This window comes from Fimbriimonadales bacterium (assembly GCA_035559795.1).
Taxonomy (GTDB): domain Bacteria; phylum Armatimonadota; class Fimbriimonadia; order Fimbriimonadales; family ATM1; genus DATMAR01.
On the sequence record DATMAR010000007.1, the window covers coordinates 220,622 to 239,815 of the forward strand.

16 protein-coding genes, 1 tRNA gene and 1 riboswitch are annotated in these 19,194 nt (G+C 47.9%); of the genes, 5 read left to right on the forward strand and 12 right to left on the reverse strand.

Annotated features, from left to right (window positions below):
* Positions 1 to 31: 31 nt before the first annotated feature.
* Entirely contained in the window at positions 32 to 556 is a 525-nt protein-coding gene (locus tag VNK96_05340; GenBank protein ID HWP31131.1) for a hypothetical protein, read from the forward strand.
* Positions 557 to 787: 231 nt separating this feature from the next.
* On the opposite strand, the gene VNK96_05345 is transcribed toward VNK96_05340, so the two are convergent.
* Positions 788 to 1,630, reverse strand: coding sequence for a class I SAM-dependent methyltransferase (locus tag VNK96_05345; GenBank protein HWP31132.1), 843 nt, complete (start codon positions 1,628 to 1,630; stop codon positions 788 to 790).
* Positions 1,627 to 2,652 (reverse strand): ROK family protein, encoded by a 1,026-nt coding sequence (locus tag VNK96_05350; protein ID HWP31133.1) that lies wholly within the window; start codon positions 2,650 to 2,652, stop codon positions 1,627 to 1,629. The genes VNK96_05345 and VNK96_05350 overlap by 4 nt, the downstream gene beginning before the upstream one ends.
* A 68-nt stretch (positions 2,653 to 2,720) precedes the next feature.
* Between VNK96_05350 and queG the strand changes: the two genes are divergently transcribed.
* The 3 genes from queG to VNK96_05365 are packed head-to-tail and all read left to right on the forward strand — an operon-like array spanning position 2,721 to position 6,242.
* Complete coding sequence (queG, locus tag VNK96_05355) at positions 2,721 to 3,686, forward strand: tRNA epoxyqueuosine(34) reductase QueG (protein HWP31134.1); 966 nt, start codon at positions 2,721 to 2,723, stop codon at positions 3,684 to 3,686.
* A 27-nt stretch (positions 3,687 to 3,713) separates the two neighbouring features.
* On the forward strand, positions 3,714 to 3,926 hold the full coding sequence (locus VNK96_05360; protein HWP31135.1) for a hypothetical protein: 213 nt from the start codon (positions 3,714 to 3,716) through the stop codon (positions 3,924 to 3,926).
* Between the two features lie 48 nt (positions 3,927 to 3,974).
* Positions 3,975 to 6,242 (forward strand): penicillin acylase family protein, encoded by a 2,268-nt coding sequence (locus VNK96_05365; protein ID HWP31136.1) that lies wholly within the window; start codon positions 3,975 to 3,977, stop codon positions 6,240 to 6,242.
* Between the two features lie 13 nt (positions 6,243 to 6,255).
* Here the strand turns inward: VNK96_05365 and VNK96_05370 are convergent, their stop codons facing one another.
* A complete protein-coding gene (locus tag VNK96_05370; protein HWP31137.1) occupies positions 6,256 to 7,554 on the reverse strand; it encodes an MFS transporter in 1,299 nt (432 codons plus the stop codon).
* Positions 7,555 to 7,769: 215 nt separating this feature from the next.
* Positions 7,770 to 7,845: transfer RNA gene (locus tag VNK96_05375), tRNA-Ala, on the reverse strand.
* Between the two features lie 210 nt (positions 7,846 to 8,055).
* Positions 8,056 to 8,123: riboswitch (Fluoride riboswitch) on the forward strand.
* Between the two features lie 36 nt (positions 8,124 to 8,159).
* Between VNK96_05375 and VNK96_05380 the strand changes: the two genes are divergently transcribed.
* Complete coding sequence (locus VNK96_05380) at positions 8,160 to 9,356, forward strand: cation:proton antiporter (protein ID HWP31138.1); 1,197 nt, start codon at positions 8,160 to 8,162, stop codon at positions 9,354 to 9,356.
* Positions 9,357 to 9,374: 18 nt separating this feature from the next.
* Here VNK96_05380 and VNK96_05385 read toward each other — a convergent pair whose 3' ends face one another.
* The 8 genes from VNK96_05385 to VNK96_05420 all read right to left on the reverse strand — a co-directional run bounded on the left by VNK96_05385 (position 9,375) and on the right by VNK96_05420 (position 19,102).
* Positions 9,375 to 10,421: a hypothetical protein gene (locus VNK96_05385; GenBank protein HWP31139.1), complete on the reverse strand. Its 1,047-nt coding sequence runs from the start codon at positions 10,419 to 10,421 to the stop codon at positions 9,375 to 9,377.
* Positions 10,422 to 10,606: 185 nt separating this feature from the next.
* Positions 10,607 to 11,527 (reverse strand): hypothetical protein, encoded by a 921-nt coding sequence (locus tag VNK96_05390; protein HWP31140.1) that lies wholly within the window; start codon positions 11,525 to 11,527, stop codon positions 10,607 to 10,609.
* Positions 11,524 to 12,417, reverse strand: a complete 894-nt coding sequence (locus VNK96_05395; protein ID HWP31141.1) for a hypothetical protein — start codon at positions 12,415 to 12,417, stop codon at positions 11,524 to 11,526. Before VNK96_05395 ends, VNK96_05390 begins: the two co-directional genes overlap by 4 nt.
* The gene (locus VNK96_05400) at positions 12,414 to 13,187 is read right to left on the reverse strand and encodes a molecular chaperone TorD family protein (GenBank protein HWP31142.1); all 774 of its coding nucleotides are present in this window, start codon (positions 13,185 to 13,187) and stop codon (positions 12,414 to 12,416) included. The genes VNK96_05395 and VNK96_05400 overlap by 4 nt, the downstream gene beginning before the upstream one ends.
* Positions 13,184 to 14,431, reverse strand: a complete 1,248-nt coding sequence (locus VNK96_05405) for a 4Fe-4S dicluster domain-containing protein (GenBank protein HWP31143.1) — start codon at positions 14,429 to 14,431, stop codon at positions 13,184 to 13,186. The genes VNK96_05400 and VNK96_05405 overlap by 4 nt, the downstream gene beginning before the upstream one ends.
* Entirely contained in the window at positions 14,424 to 14,678 is a 255-nt protein-coding gene (locus VNK96_05410) for a hypothetical protein (GenBank protein HWP31144.1), read from the reverse strand. Before VNK96_05410 ends, VNK96_05405 begins: the two co-directional genes overlap by 8 nt.
* Complete coding sequence (locus tag VNK96_05415) at positions 14,668 to 18,144, reverse strand: molybdopterin-dependent oxidoreductase (protein ID HWP31145.1); 3,477 nt, start codon at positions 18,142 to 18,144, stop codon at positions 14,668 to 14,670. The genes VNK96_05410 and VNK96_05415 overlap by 11 nt, the downstream gene beginning before the upstream one ends.
* A gap of 88 nt (positions 18,145 to 18,232) precedes the next feature.
* Positions 18,233 to 19,102: a tyrosine recombinase XerC gene (locus tag VNK96_05420; GenBank protein ID HWP31146.1), complete on the reverse strand. Its 870-nt coding sequence runs from the start codon at positions 19,100 to 19,102 to the stop codon at positions 18,233 to 18,235.
* Positions 19,103 to 19,194 lie beyond the last annotated feature (92 nt).

Here is a 19,194-nt window from a genome sequence, read left to right on the forward strand (position 1 = left end):
CAAAAGAAAACGTTCTGGTAAAATTCTTCTAATGCCGAAATTGAAAGTAAAACCCGGCGATAGAGTCAAAATCGTCAAACGACAAGTAACGAAAGAGGACAGAGACTCATCTGCCTACTTCGCTCACCTCGCTGGGCTGACAGGAACGGTGCAAAACGTATACAGCGACGATGAAATCGCAGTGCAAATAGACCCTGGTGCGTTTCCACCTCTCTTGCAAGAGGTTCATGCTGAAGCGGTTCGTCGCATGCAGGCGAAATTTCTCGACAGCCTGAGCGAAGAGCAACGGAGCAAACTAAGCGAAGAGGAAAAGAAATTTCATGCGAACTTCGTCGTCCTCGTCAGTGCAAAAGACCTCGAGCGAGGACCGAAAACTGCTCCGAAAGTCAAAATGAAACAAGGGAAGGAGCCAGAAGATTACGACGGCACGTCCGTCCGCCACGATATCGTCTACGATGACGAAACCATCCCGGATACCGTGTCTCGCAAATCTCTCGCAGAACTGGAAGCGGCAGAAGAGGAAGAATTTCGAAAACGAAACAAAAAAAGACTCTAAACACCTTTTCCCCGGGCAACCCTGGCAATCGGTGGCAATCTGACCTGAATTGATAAGCCGTAGGCAAAAGAAATAGGGGGTCTCGCGGACCCCCGATTCTCCTCTCCTCGCCCAGCCCCTTGGGCTGGACTTATAGGAGTGCCAACACGATTACACTATAACGCAAGTTTTCCGAAATCCCAAATCTTTTTTTTACGAAATTTTGAAAAAGTCCCACGGATAGCCATGAACTTACGGTTTTTTCGCTGACCAAACAATGATTTTCCCTGTGCGGTCAATCTTCTCGACCTCCCGTTCTATTTCCTCTAAGACTTTTGTTCTTTCCGAAGGCTCGATCCGCTCCAATGCAGTCCTAAAGGGTCCACCCATCTCGATGATGGCTTCCACCGCTTCTCGAGCCGAAAGTTCCGCCAAATAACGCATCTCGATAGACTGACTTTTCCAATCGCAAAAACCCACCTTTTGAAGCAAAGCTCGAACCTCCTCGGGATCCGATAAACGAAACGGACCCGGGTCGAAAGGGGAGGGCATCCGCAAGCCCGCTCGCGGAAATAGGATTCGCGAAATCGTGACCTGGGTCAAGTTCTCTTCTCGTGCCCCCCACACAGAAAAGACAAAACGTCCATCTTTTTTCAAAACTCTGAAAACTTCACGAAATGCAACGATGGGGCTCGCGACCAGCATCATCGCCAACCGCGAGAAAGCCCTTTCGAAAACTTCGTTTCGAAAAGGTAACGCGAGCAAAGAGCCGACGACCATTTTCGGGCGACCTTTCACCATCGCGTGGGATAAATCTACGCCGTAAACCTCCCAAGACTCGGGATAAGGGATCGTGCACGCGCCGCATCCCAAATCCAAGAGTCTCCCTATCCCCTTCCCTAATTCTTCGAGCATGCATTTCGTTACCGGTTCGAATCTTCGTTCGATGATTTCGTGTCGATTGCGCCAGGTGTCTGCAACGGCAGACCAAAAATAGGTTTGCTTTTTCTCCCAATCTTTTGCGGATTCTTCGAAAGTGTAGAGGTAAAGTTTTCGCCCCCCCGATATTGTTCGATCTTCTCGCTTGTATTTCATTCTCCTCTCCTTTCGAGGATCGTCGCCGCGAATGCTGCAGCGCCTAATATCCCTGCATCGTCTATTCTTTCCGCCTGAACGATTTTGGTATCTGCGAATAAAGTGGGGATAGAATATTTTCGCGCCGATTCCCTCGCCGGTTGCAAAATCCAATCAGCCACTTTCGCGATCTGCCCCCCCAATGCAACGATTTCTGGCGCAAAAAGATTAATCACGTTTGCGATTCCTACCCCCAAATACTCACCGGTTTCGCGCCAAACTTCTCGTGACGCCTCGTCTCCTTTTTCTGCCGCCTCGTGAAGCAGCTTGGGATTTATGTTTTCAGGATTGTTTTTAGAAATTTCTCGCAAAATAGACGCTTTCGGCGATTCCCATTTCTTTTGCGCGCGCTGGATTATCGCATGCACACCGCAATAAGCCTCTACGGTTCCAGCAACCGCCGAGGGATGGGGAGCGCCGTCTTTCACGATAACCATATGCCCCCCCTCCGCACCACCTGCATTTCCACCGATGAGCAACGTCGCTCCGGACAGACCTCCTGTAACGCACTCGGGCGTCAAAACCATCCCGAAACCGATTCCCGTGCCCAAAGTGAACATCGCAAAACCTTTCGCTTTTTTCCCCCCCGTACCGAAACAATATTCCCCCCACGCAGCGAGGTTCGCATCATTCCCCATAACAACCGGCAATCCGAATTCTTTTTCGATCTTCTCACCCAAAGGCACATTTTTCCATATCTCGAAATCACCGTCTTTTCGCATTCTAAAATTCGGAGCCCATCGAACTATATTCCCCTGAATATGCCCGGGAACCGCCATCCCTATTCCATTAATCTTCCCCTCTTGCGTCATGGCTTCTCGAATCACCTGAACAATCGAATTCACGCACGCCTCTACTCCTTCTTTGGCATGAGACGATGTTTGGAATGATTTTCCTACGATTTTTCCAGTCTCCGGCTCGACTAGAGCCGCGCGCACATTCGTGCCACCCAAATCCACTCCAACAATCAAATGTTCACTCACGATTAGGAATTGTAATCCCTATCGCTGCTCACTATAGCGATAAGATGCGTATAGAATGAAAGAAATCGATGCTTCCTTCCTCTGCAATTAAGCGAGCAGCCTTAGAAGCCGGATTCGATATTGCAGGGATTTGTCCTGCTTGCGAACCGCCTCATTACTCGGCATATTTGTCATGGTTGCAGGGGAAATTCCATGCGGGAATGGCTTATATGGCACGCTCTAAAGTTTTGCGTTCGAGTCCAGAGTCGTTGCTGCCCGGAGCGAAATCCATTCTTGCAGTTGGGCTCAACTACAACCAAAACCCGCCCCGAAACACGAATGCAAAAATCTCCCGCTATGCACTCGGCAGGGACTACCATAAAGTCATCAGAAAAAAACTCAAACAGGTTGCGAGATGGGCAGAAGCGGAGTACGAGGGATTGCAGACGAGAATTTGCGTGGATTCCGCTCCGATTCTCGAACGCGATTATGCATGGCTCGCCGGGCTCGGTTGGTTCGGGAAAAACACGTGTTTAATCAACACGAAGCGTGGAAGTTGGTTTTTCATAGGTCTTTTGCTCCTCGATAAGGAATTCGAGCCGGATGCCCCAACAGAGGGAAGTTGCGGGAGTTGCCGCAAATGCATAGATGCCTGCCCTACAGGTGCATTAGTTTTCGAAAACGGTTCAAAGGTCGCCGTCTTGGATTCTAAAAGATGCATCAGTTACCTCACGATAGAACACCCCAGAGGCTTTCGTCATGGTGAAGAACGCCTCTTGAATGGATGGATATTCGGGTGTGACGTCTGCCAAGAGGTTTGCCCTTTCAACCAACCTCGAGAACACCAACCTCTTCGCGCCACAATCACGAAAGAGACGGATTTTATTCCAAAGAGAGAAATCATAAGTATCGAACCGGAAGAACTCGTCGGAATTTCGGATGCGGAGTTTCTCGACAAATTCAAAGGGACTTCGCTTATGCGCGCGGGAGCAGGGAGAATGAGAAGGAATGCCCTGGCATTAATTGCAACGCGAGGAGGAGAAAAAGCGAAATAATATGGAGCATATAAAAGGAGTATCTGAATGCGTCATTTCTTTGTTCTTGCGTTTTTGCTTTTCATCGCCCTCGTAGTCGGAGCGGCGGCTTGGTCCGTGCTTACGTTCGTGCTCGCTGTTGCGTTTTGGCTCGGGAAGGTTTTGATAACCGTCGCGATTGCCGCCGGCGTATTTTTCTTTCTTTACGGAGTCGTCTCTCGCAAAATGCTTGGAGAAAACAGCAGAACACGATTGCCTTAACCCTAAACTAAGATATAGCGCCTCGAAATAAGGCTAAAATCTTTTAAAATGTTGTTCCTGTTTCTTTCTGTCAGCCTTTTTATGAGCATATCTTCGAAGCGCAGTATCGAGGGCGAAATCATTCGTGATTCCTATGGAATACCCCACGTCTTTTCGAATAATTTAGAGCAGGCATTTTTCCACGCGGGTTATGCAGTTGCGCAAGATAGATTGCTCCAAATGGAACTCAGCCGCCGTTTGGCGCGAGGAACACTGAGCGAGATCTTGGGAAGAAAAGCACTCAATAGCGACAAGGATGCATTAAGGTTCGGATATACAGACTCGGAATATCTCGAGTTTTACGAAAGGCTCGGTTCGAAAACGAAAATCATGCTCGATTCCTATGCTCGAGGAGTCAACGCATGGATCGAAGAGGCGGAAAAAACGGGAAAACTTCCGAAAGGTTTTCAAGGTAGAAAACCTCTCCCGTGGAAAGCCACGGATTCCCTCGCCATCGCAGTAAATTTGACAAGACTTTTCGGAAGGGGGGGCGCAGGGGAGATCCGGAATTTAATTCTCTTTTCCTACCTCAAGGAGCGTTTGGGTAATGAGGTATTCGATGCAGTAAACGACTTAGCTTGGCAAAACGATACTGCTTCGATTCCCACTTGCACTCGTGAAGACGACCCGTTTCGCGGAAAATCTCCGTTCGAAATACCGAATGAGAAAACAACCGAAGAGCACGCAAAACTTTTACCGAAAGCGAATCTTTTAGAACTGCTTCCTGGAATACGTTTAACAGAGCAAGCGGACATGATAGAAATGGCGGCTGGGTTAGGGTTGACGCATCAATGGGGAAGTTTCGCCGTCGTGGTATCCGCCCGTAAAAGCGCACTCGGAATTCCGATACTCTTGAATGGTCCGCAAATGGGTTTTCATGTTCCGAGCGTAATTCACCAGATGAGCATATCGTGCCCGGAATATACAGCGGTGGGGATGGATTTGCCCGGACTCCCCGGAATTTTGGTGGGGCATTCCCCTTATGCGGCATGGGGAGTTACGAGTGGTGTCGCCGATACGGACGATATCTTTTTCGTAAAGCTCAACCCTAAAGACTCCTCGGAATACGACCTCGGAGGGAAATGGGTGAAATTCGAAGCGGAACATTTCCCGATTCGCGTTCTTGGGGGGGAAGAAACTACAGGTATACGCGAACTTTCGATTTACGGTCCTGTAATTCTTAAAAGTCCCAGCACCGGAGTGGCGTATGTTCGAAAATCCACACTATGGAAATCAGAAACGGAAATCATAGACTGTATTTATGAAGTCGCGCAAGCGAAGAAACTCGAGGAATTCAAAAATTTAGCCAAAAAATTCAATGCGAGTTTCAATTTATTCGTCGCGACAAACGGGGGGGATATCGCATGGTTTTATTGTGGTCGCATTCCCCTGCGTTCGAAGAACGTGGACGCTCGATTCCCGACTCCGGGGGACGGAAAGCATGATTGGCAAGGAATCCTCCCCCCCGAGAAGATGCCTTACGTTCTCAACCCCAAATCCGGTTTCATCGCAAACTGGAACAATAAACCCGTAGAGTGGTGGCTCAATTTCGACACGCCTGTGTGGGGACGCATCTTTCGCCATGAATTATTGCTGGAGTATCTGCGCACAAAAAAAAGAATTTCTTCCACGGATCTGGAAGAATTAGTGGAAAGGATCGCAACCTACAAAAGCGAACCTCGACATTTTTTGCCCGATTTATTGAACAACCTTCAAGAAAAGAGGGATGGAAACGAAATTTTTCGAGATGCGATGGCGATTTTGGAGTCTTGGGATTACAACTTTCGAGAGGGTTCTATCGCTCCTACGATTTATGAAGCATGGCTCGATGCGCTTCGAACAGAACTCTTTCGCGAGAAACTGGGGGGGATGATTTCGCCGGAGATTTTTCGCATTGCTCTGCAACCTACTCTCGTCTGGAACGCATTGCACAGCAAGACGAAAATTCGTTATTTGGGGGACAGAAAACGAGAGGAGGTAATCCAAATCGCCTTCGATAAAGCGCTCGCAACACTTCAGCGAACGAAAGGAGAAGAAGTGAGCGCGTGGAGATATCGCGCACCGAGGGTGCACTGGGAGAATTTGCCCGAATTGCTCTATGACGAACGTGCAACTTATGTTCAGATTATAGAACTGTGGGAAACACCACGCGGTCGTTTCGTAGCCCCCCCTGGTGTGAGCGAAGACCCGTCATCGGCTCACTATCAAGATCAAATTCCCCTTGCGGCGAGTTGGGGTCTTTGCCCAATGCTTTGGAAACGCGAGGATTTTCGCTAACCCGAACTTTCCTTCATGGAACGTTTTCTTCGACCGGCTGTAAACTGACGGTCGAAACTTCCGAACTCGATTCCTTCGGCAAAGTGGCCATGCGAAAACTGCGCGAGCAAAGCCCCCCCAACGCAGAGACGCAAAGACCTGCGCCCATGAGGATATACACTCCTGGCAGAGTGAGCCACTTGATTAAAAACCCAGTCAATCCCATGCTCAAAGGCATGGAAAGCGCAGCAATCATATTCAGCGCGGAATTCACACGACCGCGAAATGCATCCGGAGTCTCGAGTTGAATAAAAGTATTTAAAGGAATCGAACCGAAAGGCAGGAATAATCCGCATAACAAGTTCAAAATCCAAAAAACGACGAGGGAAGAAACATAACCCATCGGGACGATGGTTAAGCCCGAAAGGAAAATCGCAACAGAAAACGCGAGCCCTGCGCGCCGAATCGAAAATTTGCTGACAAGCCAAGAACCCAAAATCATTCCGAGAAAGAAGCCTGTTTCCAGATATCCGATTACCCACGGACCTGCACGAAAAGTTTTCTGTGCAGTTTCGATATAAACGATCATAAACGGTGCGATGGAAAATTGCATCCCCACCATCATCACTAACGTAATAAGCAAAACGGGGTGCGTTACGACAAACCTAATGCCTTCTTTCGCTTCTTTCCATGCACTCTTCGGAGCATCTTCTCGTTCAGGCACGAGAGAGGGGAGTTTCATATTGAACAATGCAGACACGATGAAAGACAGTGCATTAATTCCGAACGCAAGTCCATAGGCTACCAATCTGCTGAATACGAAAACGATTTGCAAAAGTAGAGCAGAGGCGAAATTGCCTACGAGATACATCACCTGCATCGTTGCGGAATTGACACTGTTCGCTTCCAATAGTCGCTCTTCGGGAACTAATCGTGGAATGGCTGCACTTTTCGCAGGTTGATGAAAAACCAAAGCGCAGGAAAGGAGCGCCGCAATGAGAGAAACAAGCCACACAGGGGGTTTCTGAACGATAAAAATTAATGCCAAGAAAACTAACAATAATAGGGCACTCGCCAAATCGGACCATATTAAAACTTTTTTTCTATCGAGTTTATCTACTACCGTGCCTGCATAAAGGGAAAGGAACAAATAAGGTGCCATCCCGCTCGCCATTACGATTCCGACCTTCGACGGGTCTCCAGTCGCTTCTCTTACGAACCACAGGAAGACGATGTAATGCAAGACATCGCCGAATTGCGATATCAGCCCCCCCAGCCAGAGGACTCTGAAACCGGGATAGGAAAAGATGCTCGGTTTGCCTGTGTTCTTCATCTATTCGTAATATTCGAGGAGTGTCGAAAAATTCTTTTATCGAATCACAAATCATACTCAATAGTGCGCGTTGTTTCTTTGACAATTGCGGCACATTTTCAGCTCCCCCATTTTTAATCAAAGATGAATGCATTACGACTTACTCCGCTCTCGATTTATGCACAACTATGGTTATCTTATAGCGGCTCACGCCGCTCCTACGGTCGGGTTGTTTCTGGTGGAGATGATGGGATTCGAACCCACGACCTCTGCAGTGCGATTGCAGCGCTCTCCCAGCTGAGCTACATCCCCGTTCTATTTCTGAATATAGATACCCGATTCCTGGGTGAAAAGGGAAGAACGCGTCAAGTCGAACCAATCGAAAAATCGTAAAAAGTGCGATTCATCAAAGAACAGAGCATTTTGTTGCTGCAGTGACGAGTAGTCAAATTTAAAATATATGTAAAATAATCAGAGCATCGAAAAAGAAGAACTTCATTAAACATCTTTCCATGCTATAATATGCGCCAAGGCGATGGAGTCCGCCGTAACCGTCTCGAATTTCGGGGACTGATGGCTCCTACCATAAACGATAGGCTCGATTGACTATCGGGAAGGAGTCGAAAATGGAACACGTTTGGTTTACGGCGGCTATATGGCTCGGCTTAGCGCTCGTAGCGACCTTAATTGCAATTTGGTTAAAAATATCAGTCGCACTTATAGAGATCTCCATCGGTGCGGTAGCTCAACTTATTCTCGGAAATACATTAGGGCTCGGAATTCTCGACCCACAAGCAAGTTGGGTTACTTTTCTTGCCGGAGTCGGTGCAATCGCTTTAACTTTCCTCGCCGGTGCAGAACTCGAGCCAAAGGCTTTTAAATCTTTTTGGAAAGAAGCGACTCTCATCGGTTTACTTTCTTTCGGCGCACCTTTCCTCATTGCTGCTGGGATTTCACATTGGGTTTTGGGCTGGGATGTCAGAGCGAGTTGGTTAGCAGGTGTCGCATTGTCTACGACTTCCGTTGCAGTCGTTTATGCTGTAATGCTCGAGTTAGGTTTGAACCGTACACATTTCGGAAAAGCGATTTTGGCTGCATGCTTCGTTACGGACCTCGGAACCGTGCTCGCTTTAGGTTTCATTTTTACCCCGTTCACGATAAAGACAGGACTTTTCGTAATAATTTTTGCTTTATCTGTGCCCATTCTCCTCTTAGCCACCCGCCCATTTTTCAAAAAATATGGCAGGCGACCGAGCGAACTCGAAGCGAAATACATATTATTCGCGCTCTTCGTTCTCGGTGGTTTAGCAGCTTGGTCTGGGTCGGAAGCTGTTCTCCCCGCTTATCTTATAGGAATGATGCTCGCAGGAGTAGTGGGCACAAACCATCACTTAGTGCGTCGCTTGAGAACGATGACGTTCGGATTACTCACTCCGTTTTATTTCATTCGTGCAGGTTCATTAGTGCAACTTTCGGCAATCGGAAGTGCGATAGTGGTTTTCGTCATCCTCTTCATGTCGAAAATTATCGCTAAATTCGGGGGGGTATTTTTTTTGGCGAGGAAACTCGGACATTCGAGAGGAGAAGCGATGTACGTTACCCTTCTTATGTCTACAGGTTTGACCTTCGGTACTATTTCCGCCCTTTACGGTCTTTCGCACGAAATTATCAATCAAGAGCAATATTCCCTCTTGGTCGGTGCCGTCATCGCAAGTGCCGTAATCCCGACATGGATTGCAAATCGCTGGTTCATGCCCCACCACCATCTTCCGAAAGGCAGAGGCGCCGAAGATGCAGCCGCATTAGCAACAGAAGACGAATGATTTTACCGTTCTGTGCGATTATTTCCAAACGTAAAAGAACGTCAATCTCGGGAAGATGTCGTCATCGGGCTCCGTACCCGTAACTGGGTCGTCGTAGGTAACGAACTCGATGTTCGGAATGATATGCACGTTCTCCGTCAACGCGAAATCCACTCCAACGATGTAAAGAGTGGGTCTCGCATTCGTCGCTAGCGAGTGATAAGCGATTTTGTCGGCATCCGGAACAGGGTTGGAAACGAAATCCGCGCGGAAAAATGCCTTCGCATTTTTAGAAACTTTCACATCGGTGTAAAACGAAAGAACAGTCAAATCCAAATCGCTCATGCCAGGCCGTTCGCGCCTTTGGTTCGCGCCTAAAACCTGCACGCGGAAGTTGTCTTTTTGAAACATAGCCCAAGCCGATACAGTTCTCCAATCCGTGTCGCCAGGTTTATCCCAAAAATCCGCGTATCCCTCGACGTAAATTTCAGGAGTCAACCAATGACCGAGCATCCCGTATATGGCTTTTCCTTTATCTGTTTCTCCCCTCGTTCCGCTTCCGTTTCCGAACATGAGCCATGCAGTCGTTTTCTTATTTTTGTCTAAAGTGGTTTTGATGGAAATCCCCGTATCACGCGCTTCCCCCATTTTGTATAAATCAATCGGAGATTTTTCGACAGGACGAAAGCCAATCATCGTGTCAATGTTGTCCCATGTCGGGGTGGGGCTCATTCCGAGATACGCTTTGACATTGCCTTTGGAATATTGAAGATACGCATCTTTGACATAGGGATTAAGCGTGCTGCTCGACGTGAAATCACCGGGGCTGTTCATTTCCAACCGAAGTCGAGTAGCGAATTCGTTATCTATTTTCTTATCGTAAGTAAGATAGATGCGTCGGAACCAAAACCCGTTCATCCCTTCGATGGCAGGATTGTGATGCTCACTCGCAAAATAGTAATCCCCGAAAGCATATCCGGAAATTTGTCCTATGTCCTTATCTTGAGCGTTCGAAAGTGTAGATGTCACCAACACAGCCGAAAGAATCAGCATGCTATAAACTTTTTTATTTTCGATTCGTTTCATCTTTTACGATACCTCCTTGAACTATTTTGTCCAATTGCTATTATTCGACCGAGTGCCCCCGATTGTGCCGTTATGGCAAGACACTTGTCAAGGCAACGGTGTGGTTTTTACAAATATTTATCAATCCTCCATCTCAATCTCTTACGCAGTTTATCATTCTTCACGAAAAAATCATTAAGCGAATGTTAAAACTTTTTTGAACTGGACGGCACAGGAGAAAATTGTTTCTCTTCCAAAGACGCCGACAAAACGACCACGGCTAAAAGGGCGAGCAGGCTTTGGTGAACGGCTAAAGGATAAAACCCCGCTATCGGCAAAAGGGAAAGAGCGAGAGCGCGGATGTAGCGCCCCCTCGAAAAAGAAGAAATCACAGTAAAACTGTAAAGGAACACGCCAAGACTCACGAGCGCCCAATTCGCCCATAGAACGAGCCCCATCCCTCCGAAGAAGAATGCTGGTCCGGCGTAATCTCCGAGCGAAATCGCAAGCAAAAACAAAATAGTAACGAAGAATGCCCAATAGAGAGACTTTCGTGAAGTTTCTTTTAGAGAGCCCCATGCCCAGAAAACGAACACGGCAGTTAGGATAGCGCTAATTTCGACGGATGGAATTAGAAATCGAGAAATTCCAGACGCTTCCACCCAATCCAGGAAACGCAAATGTCCTTGAAAGAATGTAAGTCCGATGAAAGCGAGGGCGAGTTTTTCTCGAAATACGCATTCCCTTCGAAAAGCGCTCCATATGACAAACAGCAACGAAACCATCGCAACTGTCAAAAAAACTCCTCTGAGTAGCCCCTCTTCATACGGAATGAAAAGGGAAAGAACGGCAGCGAAAATAAGAATCCACCGTCCGACCGACTTCAAGTCGAACGTAGACCACGCAGCCCATGCCAATGCTCCTGCAGCGAGCAGAAGCACGAAATTCGACCAAAAGACATACATGACATCGGGGAAAAGTCCTGGGTGGAGGGGATCGTAAGCGCGCGTCATCGTTAACTGTGCAGCCGGAACAGCACGACTCGTTATCGCTACGATCCCCCCCGAAAGGAGAAGAACGGGAAGAAGAAGTTTCTGCGCATACGCCCAAACGTTTCGATTCGTCATCGCTCACCCTCCGTGTCGAATAACGTTTTGGATAAGAGTATGCGAACAGGCTCAGAGATTCCCCTCCGCCCTTTCTTTTCGCCTAACCGCCCATCCGAAATCGCAAAAACGATTTCCAAACAATTTCCCTTTTCGAAATCAATCTCTTTAAGAGGAATGGAGAACATTACATGCCATTTCCCTGCATTCCACACTCCCCTTCCGAAAAGATTCGTGTCCTTCGGTTGTCCGAATCTTCCCTTCGGGGGGGCTGCAAACCAATGCGCTGCGCTCGACCCGTCGGTTAGTGCATTCGTGTTTTCCAATGCTCGCGCCGGCATATAAGCGGCGTCCTTCACGAAAGGATAAACGTCCACATAATTTCGCGGATATCGCTCTTTTATGGAAGCGTACATTTTAGAATCTGCATCCTGCTGCCATTGCGACTTCCAAACCCACGACCCCTGCCATCTTCCGTTGGCGATTCGTTCATATGTGCCACCTGTTTTCACTTGCGCAAAACGGACTTCTAATTCGTCTCTCAGCAAAACGGTCGACTGGTGATAAACTTCAGGCAACCATCCCGGACCGCGATAAGTAGAATCTTGAAAACTCATATCCTTGGTTGCATCATCCCATTCCGCCAAAAGAAACAGGCGGTCCGAGGTTTGCAAAGCTCGAACACGAATCACCCTCGAAGGTTTACCGGGTGAAAGCGTTGCAAGGTCTACGAAACTCGCGTCATCCCACGCAGGCGAGAGCGGACTCTCTACCGTAGAATAAACCTGTCGTGGATAAATCGTTGGAACGAGAGGAGTATCGAATTCGAGTCCCAGAAGGGCAGCCCCCCCTGCCAGCAGAAAGGCAGCGCTAATCAGAATCGTCGCAGGTAGAAAATTGTTTGCTTTCATGTCGTAAATCCATATACAGAAGTTTCATGAGCATCCGAAGGAAATCTTTCAGAATCTCCATTCGTTATCGGAAGAGGGAGTTCACCGATGCTTTTTACGGGCGCTAAGGATGCTTTCAAGCGTTTGACTTCGGAATCGAGAAGCATTTCAGCAAGCTCCGTAAATTCATAAAAAACTCCTTCTTGCGCTTTTCGCTTGACGAGGAACGCAAACGTGAGGAACCAGCGTCCGAGATGTCTCTCGAGGAACAACTTTTGCGCTCGACGAACCTCGCGCGCTTTCGACGCGCGCCCTTCAGCCTCTTCGCGCGCTTCCCGAAAGGCGAGGTATCCCAAGAATTCCAACTCGACACTGACATGGTCGTGACGCTCACCGGTCGGTTCTACCCCGAAGTTTCGATAAAACCCGGAAAGATTCGCCATGTTTTGACTGACTTGGAAAAGATGCTTGCAAACATAGGAAGATTCGCAAGGATTGCAATCCGCAGCGCACACATGTGTGAACACACGGAGATATTCCGATTCGAGATTTTCGTTTTCGAGTGTCAGCAAAGGGGCAAGTGCATCTTTCACTGCGTTCGACAACGTTGATGGAAGCAAATCCCGGGTTTCTAAAACTCGAGTGAGATTTTCGATAATCGCCTCTTTCGTTCCGGCTACGGGATAGGAATAAGCCTTCGCCAATGCGCGATAAAGAGCGGCTCGCAGCAAACATCGCGTCGCTTTTTTCAAGTTCTTCTCGTTCGTTATATTCGTGAAAAGTTCTTTCATAAAGAATTTTGATATTTCTTATCTCGGATGTAGAATGGTTCGTTCACGGAAAGTTTTGCGCAGACTTTTCCTTCTGCGTCGTAGCCGATAACCGTGTCATTGAAAATCTCTACCTTTTTCCCACCTATCGTTGCCTCTCGAATTTTCTCTCCTTCTATAATTTCGTAGCGAAAGATCATTTTTTCGGTCGCTCGGAAAAGTTGCAAAACTGCGAGCAACTTCCGAGAAGGATGTGTATAGCGTTCGATAGCCTCGTCTACACCTGGCCCGAACATCTGTCTGAGATAAGGCCTCGGAACCCATCGGGGGGGGATATAATAAACATTCGGTTCTGTCCCGAATTGAGGATACAAAGGCAGGGCGACTTTTTCGACTTTAACCAGATAGTAAAGTGGGTGATTGGGGTCTTCGCGCCATTTTCCATTGCGCTCGATTTCGACGAGACCCTGCATTCGAATTTTCCCGATGCACGCTGCCATGCATCTCGCCTCCATTGGAACGCCACCGCTCGCAGGATCTTTTCCTTCGATTCTCGGATAGCAAGCGATGCACTTTTCCGAAGTACGTGTATCAGGACGATACATCGCTTTTTTGTAAGGGCACGCTTGCACGCACTGCTTATAACCCCAGCAACGTTCCTGATTGATGAGTACGATTCCGTCCTCTTTCCTCTTATAAGGTGCCTGGCGAGGACATGCGGCGACGCAAGCCGGATAGGTGCAGTGATTGCAGACACGTGCGAGATAGAAAAACCATGTACCGTTTTCTAAAGCCTCCCCACCTTTAAGATATTCACCTGGTTTTCCCTTTTCCGCAACAGGTGTGTCCTCGTAAATGTTCGGAGTTTTCCATTCATCGTCCGTAGGTTCGTAACCTAAGGCATAGCGCGCCCAAGGAGCTAACTCGAAAATGGTTTTTCCGTTGAAAATTCCATAAGGGGCGTCCTCCGAAACGCTGGATATATCCCATTTTTGCCCCCCCGGATTCGCTTTCTCCATGAGTTCGAGCGTTTTCACATCCCAGTTTTTCGGATAACCGCCATATGGTTTCGTCTCTACGTTGTTCCACCACATGAGTTCTTGTCCCGGACTGAATGTCCAAGTGGACTTGCACGCCATCGTGCACGTTTGACATGCGATACAGCGATTCGTGTTGAAGACAGCGACGAGTTGGCGTTCGGGATGCGCCTCTTCATAGCGATATTCCATCTCTCGACCTAATTGCCAGTTATAAACCTTAGGCACCGCATACCTCCTCGATAAGGTTCTTCACGTAAGTTTCTCCGCGCAATTTGAAAACCCCGTGAGGTCCTTGATAACGCGGATTTCGGAAGAGTTCGAGAATTAATTTATTGGGGAAACCCATCATCGCGAACTCCTCGATGAAAGTTCGCGCCATCTGCTCTGTTGCATCGAATCCCTCGGGGCAAGGGAAGCCAACGCCGACGAAGGCATAGGGGTCGTCTTCTTCGAAACGCTTTTCAATCTTCATCGAGACCGACCACCTCCACGAGTTTTCCGCTCAAATACTTTTGCATGAAATCGTTTTCTGCGCGAGGAGTAAATCCACTACGACCGAATTCCCATTCGCCTTTTCCGTCGAGCCCCCCCGGCTCTGCTTTGGATATCTTCACGAGAGTTTCTTTCGGCACGGTGTTGAGGGCATGATTGTCTGCTTCGCCTCCGAAAATAAACTCGGTACCGATTTTGCTTTTGTGGAAGAGCGTGTCCGTTTGATGCATCGGCATAGACCAGTCGCGCGTTATGCTTTGTTGAGAACCGTATCGCAAATTCGCTTGATAACCCGTGTCTTCCGATTGCGCCCGTCCATCGGGTCGCGTTTCATGCGCTTTTACGCTTTTTTCCGTCGCAATGAAAGGCGCATGCTTTATCATGACAACGTCGTACGGATAAGCGGGGTTGTATTTCACGCGCAGCATTAGGCGAGCCACTTTGTAAAACGGGTCGTTCGGATTTGCGCCTCGATAGGGTCTGTCTGCAGGATTCGCATCTACATAAACATAATCTCCGTCAGCGAGACCTAAATCTTTTGCGGCTTCCGGATTGATGTTAATCTGATGTTCTCCGACACCTGGGCTTCGCTTGTCTTTTCGGAAGATATCGGCAAAGTTAGAATCCCAAATTAAATTCCAATCCGTAACACTCCACTGCGAGTGGACACGGTGTCGCGTTTTCGGAGTTAGACAGAAGAAGCGATAACCTTGCTCCCACAAAGGATTTTTCGTTTTCTTCGCTTCACTCCAAGGCAATTTGTTATTAGCAACCGTACGAAGGTCCGCGTCGAGAACTTGGCTTTGGAGCATTTCGGGGGTGATTCCATAATTTTCAGGTCGTACATAAGGATTCGAAGAAATAATTACGTTCGGCAAATAAGGAGTTGCTTCAGGACCTTCGCGATGAACGATGAAGTTCTCCCCACAGGCGATTGCTTCCGGAATATCGCAATATGCATTCAAACGCCCTGTGTCGGTAAAGAAGGGAATATTGTCATGAATTTGTTCATAAAAAGGAATCCTGGGATATGTGCGATAAGTTAGGAGAGCGGCACCGGGTTCGCCATACTTCCCTGCCATGATGTCTTCGACGGTATAGCCATGCGTAGTGGTCGAAGCATCTAAGAGACGATTGATATAGACTTCCGTCTTACCTTCGATGGCGAACTTCCAATAATCCTCGAAACGACGGTCGTTGAGTTTCTTGCCGAGCGCTTGCGCAACACCGCAAAGGATTGCCACATCGTCTTTGGTGTCGTAAAGGGGGGGCAAATCGCCTTTCCAAATTTGTAAGAATGGGTTGGAGCAAGAGCCAGTTATCTCTAACGTTTGGAATTCCAGCCAAGAGTTTGCAGGAAGAATGAAATCCGAATATTCGCAGGTGGAAGTCATCTCTATGTCTTGACAGATAATCAAATCAATATTCGGATTTACGTTTTTGAGAGAATCGTACGCCCACTTCGCGTTATTGAAAAGGTTCACGTTCGTGAACCATAAAACCTTCGAAGGAGTCGGCATATGAGTGTGCCCCGTGAGCACGATTCTTCCTTTTGCAGGCGTTTCGACGATGAGTGGTCTATCGCCTCGATTCCAATATGCTGGCTCTTCGTCTTTTGCGCATTTGCGAAGTTTGATTTCTTTTGCGCTTGCATTAGGATTCAAATTCGGTTCGAATGGGTCTTCGCCCACCCAAACCGAAAATCCCGGTCCGCACCAAGGTGCTGCTTGGAAGATAGCCGCTTTGTAGTTTCCTGCCCATGTATGACAACCTGCGCCGGGCTTTCCGATATTTCCTGTAAGAATCAGAGGGAGCGTAATCGCACGATTCGCTTCTGTTGCGTGGAACCAGTGATTGATCCCTTCACCCATGTGAATAGCGACAGGATGATTCTCGGGATTTCCTATGTCACGCGCGAGGCGAAGAATAAGTTCTTTCGGCGCTTTGCAAATTTCATGAACAGTATCGAGATCATAGTCTCGCAAATGAATTTTGTAAAGACTCCAAAGGGTTTGTACTTCTACTTCTGTTCCGTCAACGAGTTTTATCTTCCCTTTCCAATCTAAATCGGGATCTATCCCTTCCTCTTTCATTTTTTCTCCGACGACATCTCGCGTGATGGCTCGAAGTCCATGTTTAGAATCGTAAACGACGAAGTCGCCGAGTTGTTCGTACTGTTCAGGTTTGAGTCCTTGAATGGAAAAACTCGGACCATCGGGTTTTAGTCCTGGCTTGTAATTCGGGAAGACTTCGGATGCTCGAAGGCGTTTTAGCGTGTCGGTGCGAACGAGGAGAGGAAAATCGGTAAAGGCTTTGACGAATTCTTCGTTATAGAGTTTTTCATCTATGATGATTTTGCTGATTCCGAGAAAGAGCGCTGTATCTGTTGCACCCGGGCGAACAGGAATCCAATAATCTGATTTCGTGGCGGGAGGGCCATATTCCGGAGTGATTACGACGATTTTGCCCCCCCGTTCCATCAATTCGATGAAAAAGTGAGACTCTGCTAACTTGTTTTCGACGAGGTTTTTCCCGACTTGGATGTGTAGTTTGCTCAGACGCAAGTCGTTCAAATCTGGTTCAGAAGACTGAAGACCGTGGACGAACGGCAATCCTGGAGCCTGGTCTCCGTGCCAAGTATAGTTCGACCATTTTCTCCCCCCCAACGCTTCTTTTGGTCCTACACCGCGAACATGAGAATCCAATAACCCGAGCATGTTCGCGAAACGATACATGCCATATTTACCGATTACCCCGAGTAATCCCATTCCTCCACGCAATTTGAAAGTTCTCGTTCCTGCACCGTGCATGGCTTCGAGCATTTCGGGGGGGTAGCCTTCTTGCGCTAAACGATGCTCGCCTTCTTTTCCGCTATAGGTTTTTGCGATGGCGATCATTCCATCAGCAATGTAATCGAATGCCTCATCCCAAGTTAATCGAACGAAAGTGTCACTGCCCCTTGAATCGAATTTATATTTCTTCCTTAATTCCGGTGTGAGATAAGGAAATCCATCTTTCGCCCATTCTTTCCAACCTTTACGAACCATCGGGTATTTGAGCCTGTAAGGACCATAAAGTCTTCGATGGATCGTATAGCCTTTTGCACATCCGCGCGGATGCCAGTGAGCCGTTGCTGTATTGCCGAACTGATCTGCATAGCGTTCGACGTCATAAGCAGGTTCTAAGCGAAGAACGACTCCATTTCGCGTCAGAGCCTTCATCCTACAAGCATGAGTGCAGTTGGGTGAGCATACGAAGCTGAAAACGTTGTCGTATCGATACTGCTCGCGATAGACATCCTCCCAACCTCGTTCTGGGTAATAGGCGAGTGGATTTTCAATCGGGCGGATGGCTTTTAGATGGTCGAACAGGAAACGGGCACCGAATCCTGCGCCTGCTACTGTAGCGGCTAAAGTTAGAAATTCTCTTCGTGAAATTTCGGTCACTTTTTAGACCTCTCTCTACGAGTTGACTACAGTATTGGCGGTTTAAAGAAGGTGTGCTATGATTCAAATCATATTAGCGAAAGAAATTTTATTTTCCTCGTGGGTGTTTCTTGGCAACGACTTCTCGTAGTTTTTCGATGGAGATGTGAGTGTATATCTGCGTGGTTTCTAAACTCTCATGCCCTAATAATTGCTGTACTGTTTTCAAGTCAGCGCCCCCGGTCAACATATGAGTTGCAAAACTGTGACGTAAAGAATGCGGTGTTACTTCGCGGGAAAGACCTACCAAAGCCCTTCTCCGTTCTACGATTCTTTGTATCGCTCGCTGACTTAGACGTTTCTTACGGTCGTTGATGAACAACGCAGACGAATCGGCATCTTTGCGTTCATAAAGCAAATAATTTGCTATTGCCTGTGCGCAGGGCTCCCCGAAAATTGCAATTCGCTCCTTCGAGCCCTTCCCATGGACGTGAACGCATTTCTCTTTCAAATCGAGGTCTTGCAAATTGATTCTCACAACCTCCGAGGCGCGCAATCCTGCGCCATAGAGCAACTCCAAAATCGCCTGGTCTCGAAAAGGGTGCTTGCCTCGAGAAAGAGTAACGAGCTCTATCGCTTGTTCAGGAGAAATATCCTTGGGCAGCCTTTTCCTTCGAATCGGGGACTCTAATCCCCACGCAGGATCTTTCTCGATTAAACCGTTTTGAACAAGAAATTTCGTGAAAGAACGAATAGAGCACAACTTTCTTGCCCTTGTTACGGGAGACTTCCCGTAACGACGTAGATAAAGGCGAATGATCTCCGGAGAGATTTTTTCGAGGCTTTTTATTCGACTTTCATCACAGAGCGAGGAAAACTGGGCGAGGTCTGACCCATAGGAACGCAGGGTATTTTTCGAGCGCCAACTCTTCAGTGAACTGAGGAATCGTTCGATTGCCTCGTCGAGCGACAAGTTCATGAGTTTTCCAGTTTCTTTTTCAAGAGTATAATCTCATTCATCGAAGATTGCCTGTAGGAGCGCCGTAAGGCGCGATATTCGGCAAATTTTTT

What these genes read in the sequence shown, in the direction of transcription:
- VNK96_05340 (HWP31131.1), top strand. Translation starts at nt 32, where the DNA reads ATGCCGAAATTGAAAGTAAAACCCGGCGATAGAGTCAAAATCGTCAAA.
- VNK96_05345 (HWP31132.1), bottom strand. Translation starts at nt 1,630, where the DNA reads ATGAAATACAAGCGAGAAGATCGAACAATATCGGGGGGGCGAAAACTT.
- queG (HWP31134.1), top strand. Translation starts at nt 2,721, where the DNA reads ATGCTTCCTTCCTCTGCAATTAAGCGAGCAGCCTTAGAAGCCGGATTC.
- VNK96_05360 (HWP31135.1), top strand. Translation starts at nt 3,714, where the DNA reads ATGCGTCATTTCTTTGTTCTTGCGTTTTTGCTTTTCATCGCCCTCGTA.
- VNK96_05365 (HWP31136.1), top strand. Translation starts at nt 3,975, where the DNA reads ATGTTGTTCCTGTTTCTTTCTGTCAGCCTTTTTATGAGCATATCTTCG.
- VNK96_05370 (HWP31137.1), bottom strand. Translation starts at nt 7,554, where the DNA reads ATGAAGAACACAGGCAAACCGAGCATCTTTTCCTATCCCGGTTTCAGA.
- VNK96_05380 (HWP31138.1), top strand. Translation starts at nt 8,160, where the DNA reads ATGGAACACGTTTGGTTTACGGCGGCTATATGGCTCGGCTTAGCGCTC.
- VNK96_05385 (HWP31139.1), bottom strand. Translation starts at nt 10,421, where the DNA reads ATGAAACGAATCGAAAATAAAAAAGTTTATAGCATGCTGATTCTTTCG.
- VNK96_05390 (HWP31140.1), bottom strand. Translation starts at nt 11,527, where the DNA reads ATGACGAATCGAAACGTTTGGGCGTATGCGCAGAAACTTCTTCTTCCC.
- VNK96_05395 (HWP31141.1), bottom strand. Translation starts at nt 12,417, where the DNA reads ATGAAAGCAAACAATTTTCTACCTGCGACGATTCTGATTAGCGCTGCC.
- VNK96_05400 (HWP31142.1), bottom strand. Translation starts at nt 13,187, where the DNA reads ATGAAAGAACTTTTCACGAATATAACGAACGAGAAGAACTTGAAAAAA.
- VNK96_05410 (HWP31144.1), bottom strand. Translation starts at nt 14,678, where the DNA reads ATGAAGATTGAAAAGCGTTTCGAAGAAGACGACCCCTATGCCTTCGTC.
- VNK96_05420 (HWP31146.1), bottom strand. Translation starts at nt 19,102, where the DNA reads ATGAACTTGTCGCTCGACGAGGCAATCGAACGATTCCTCAGTTCACTG.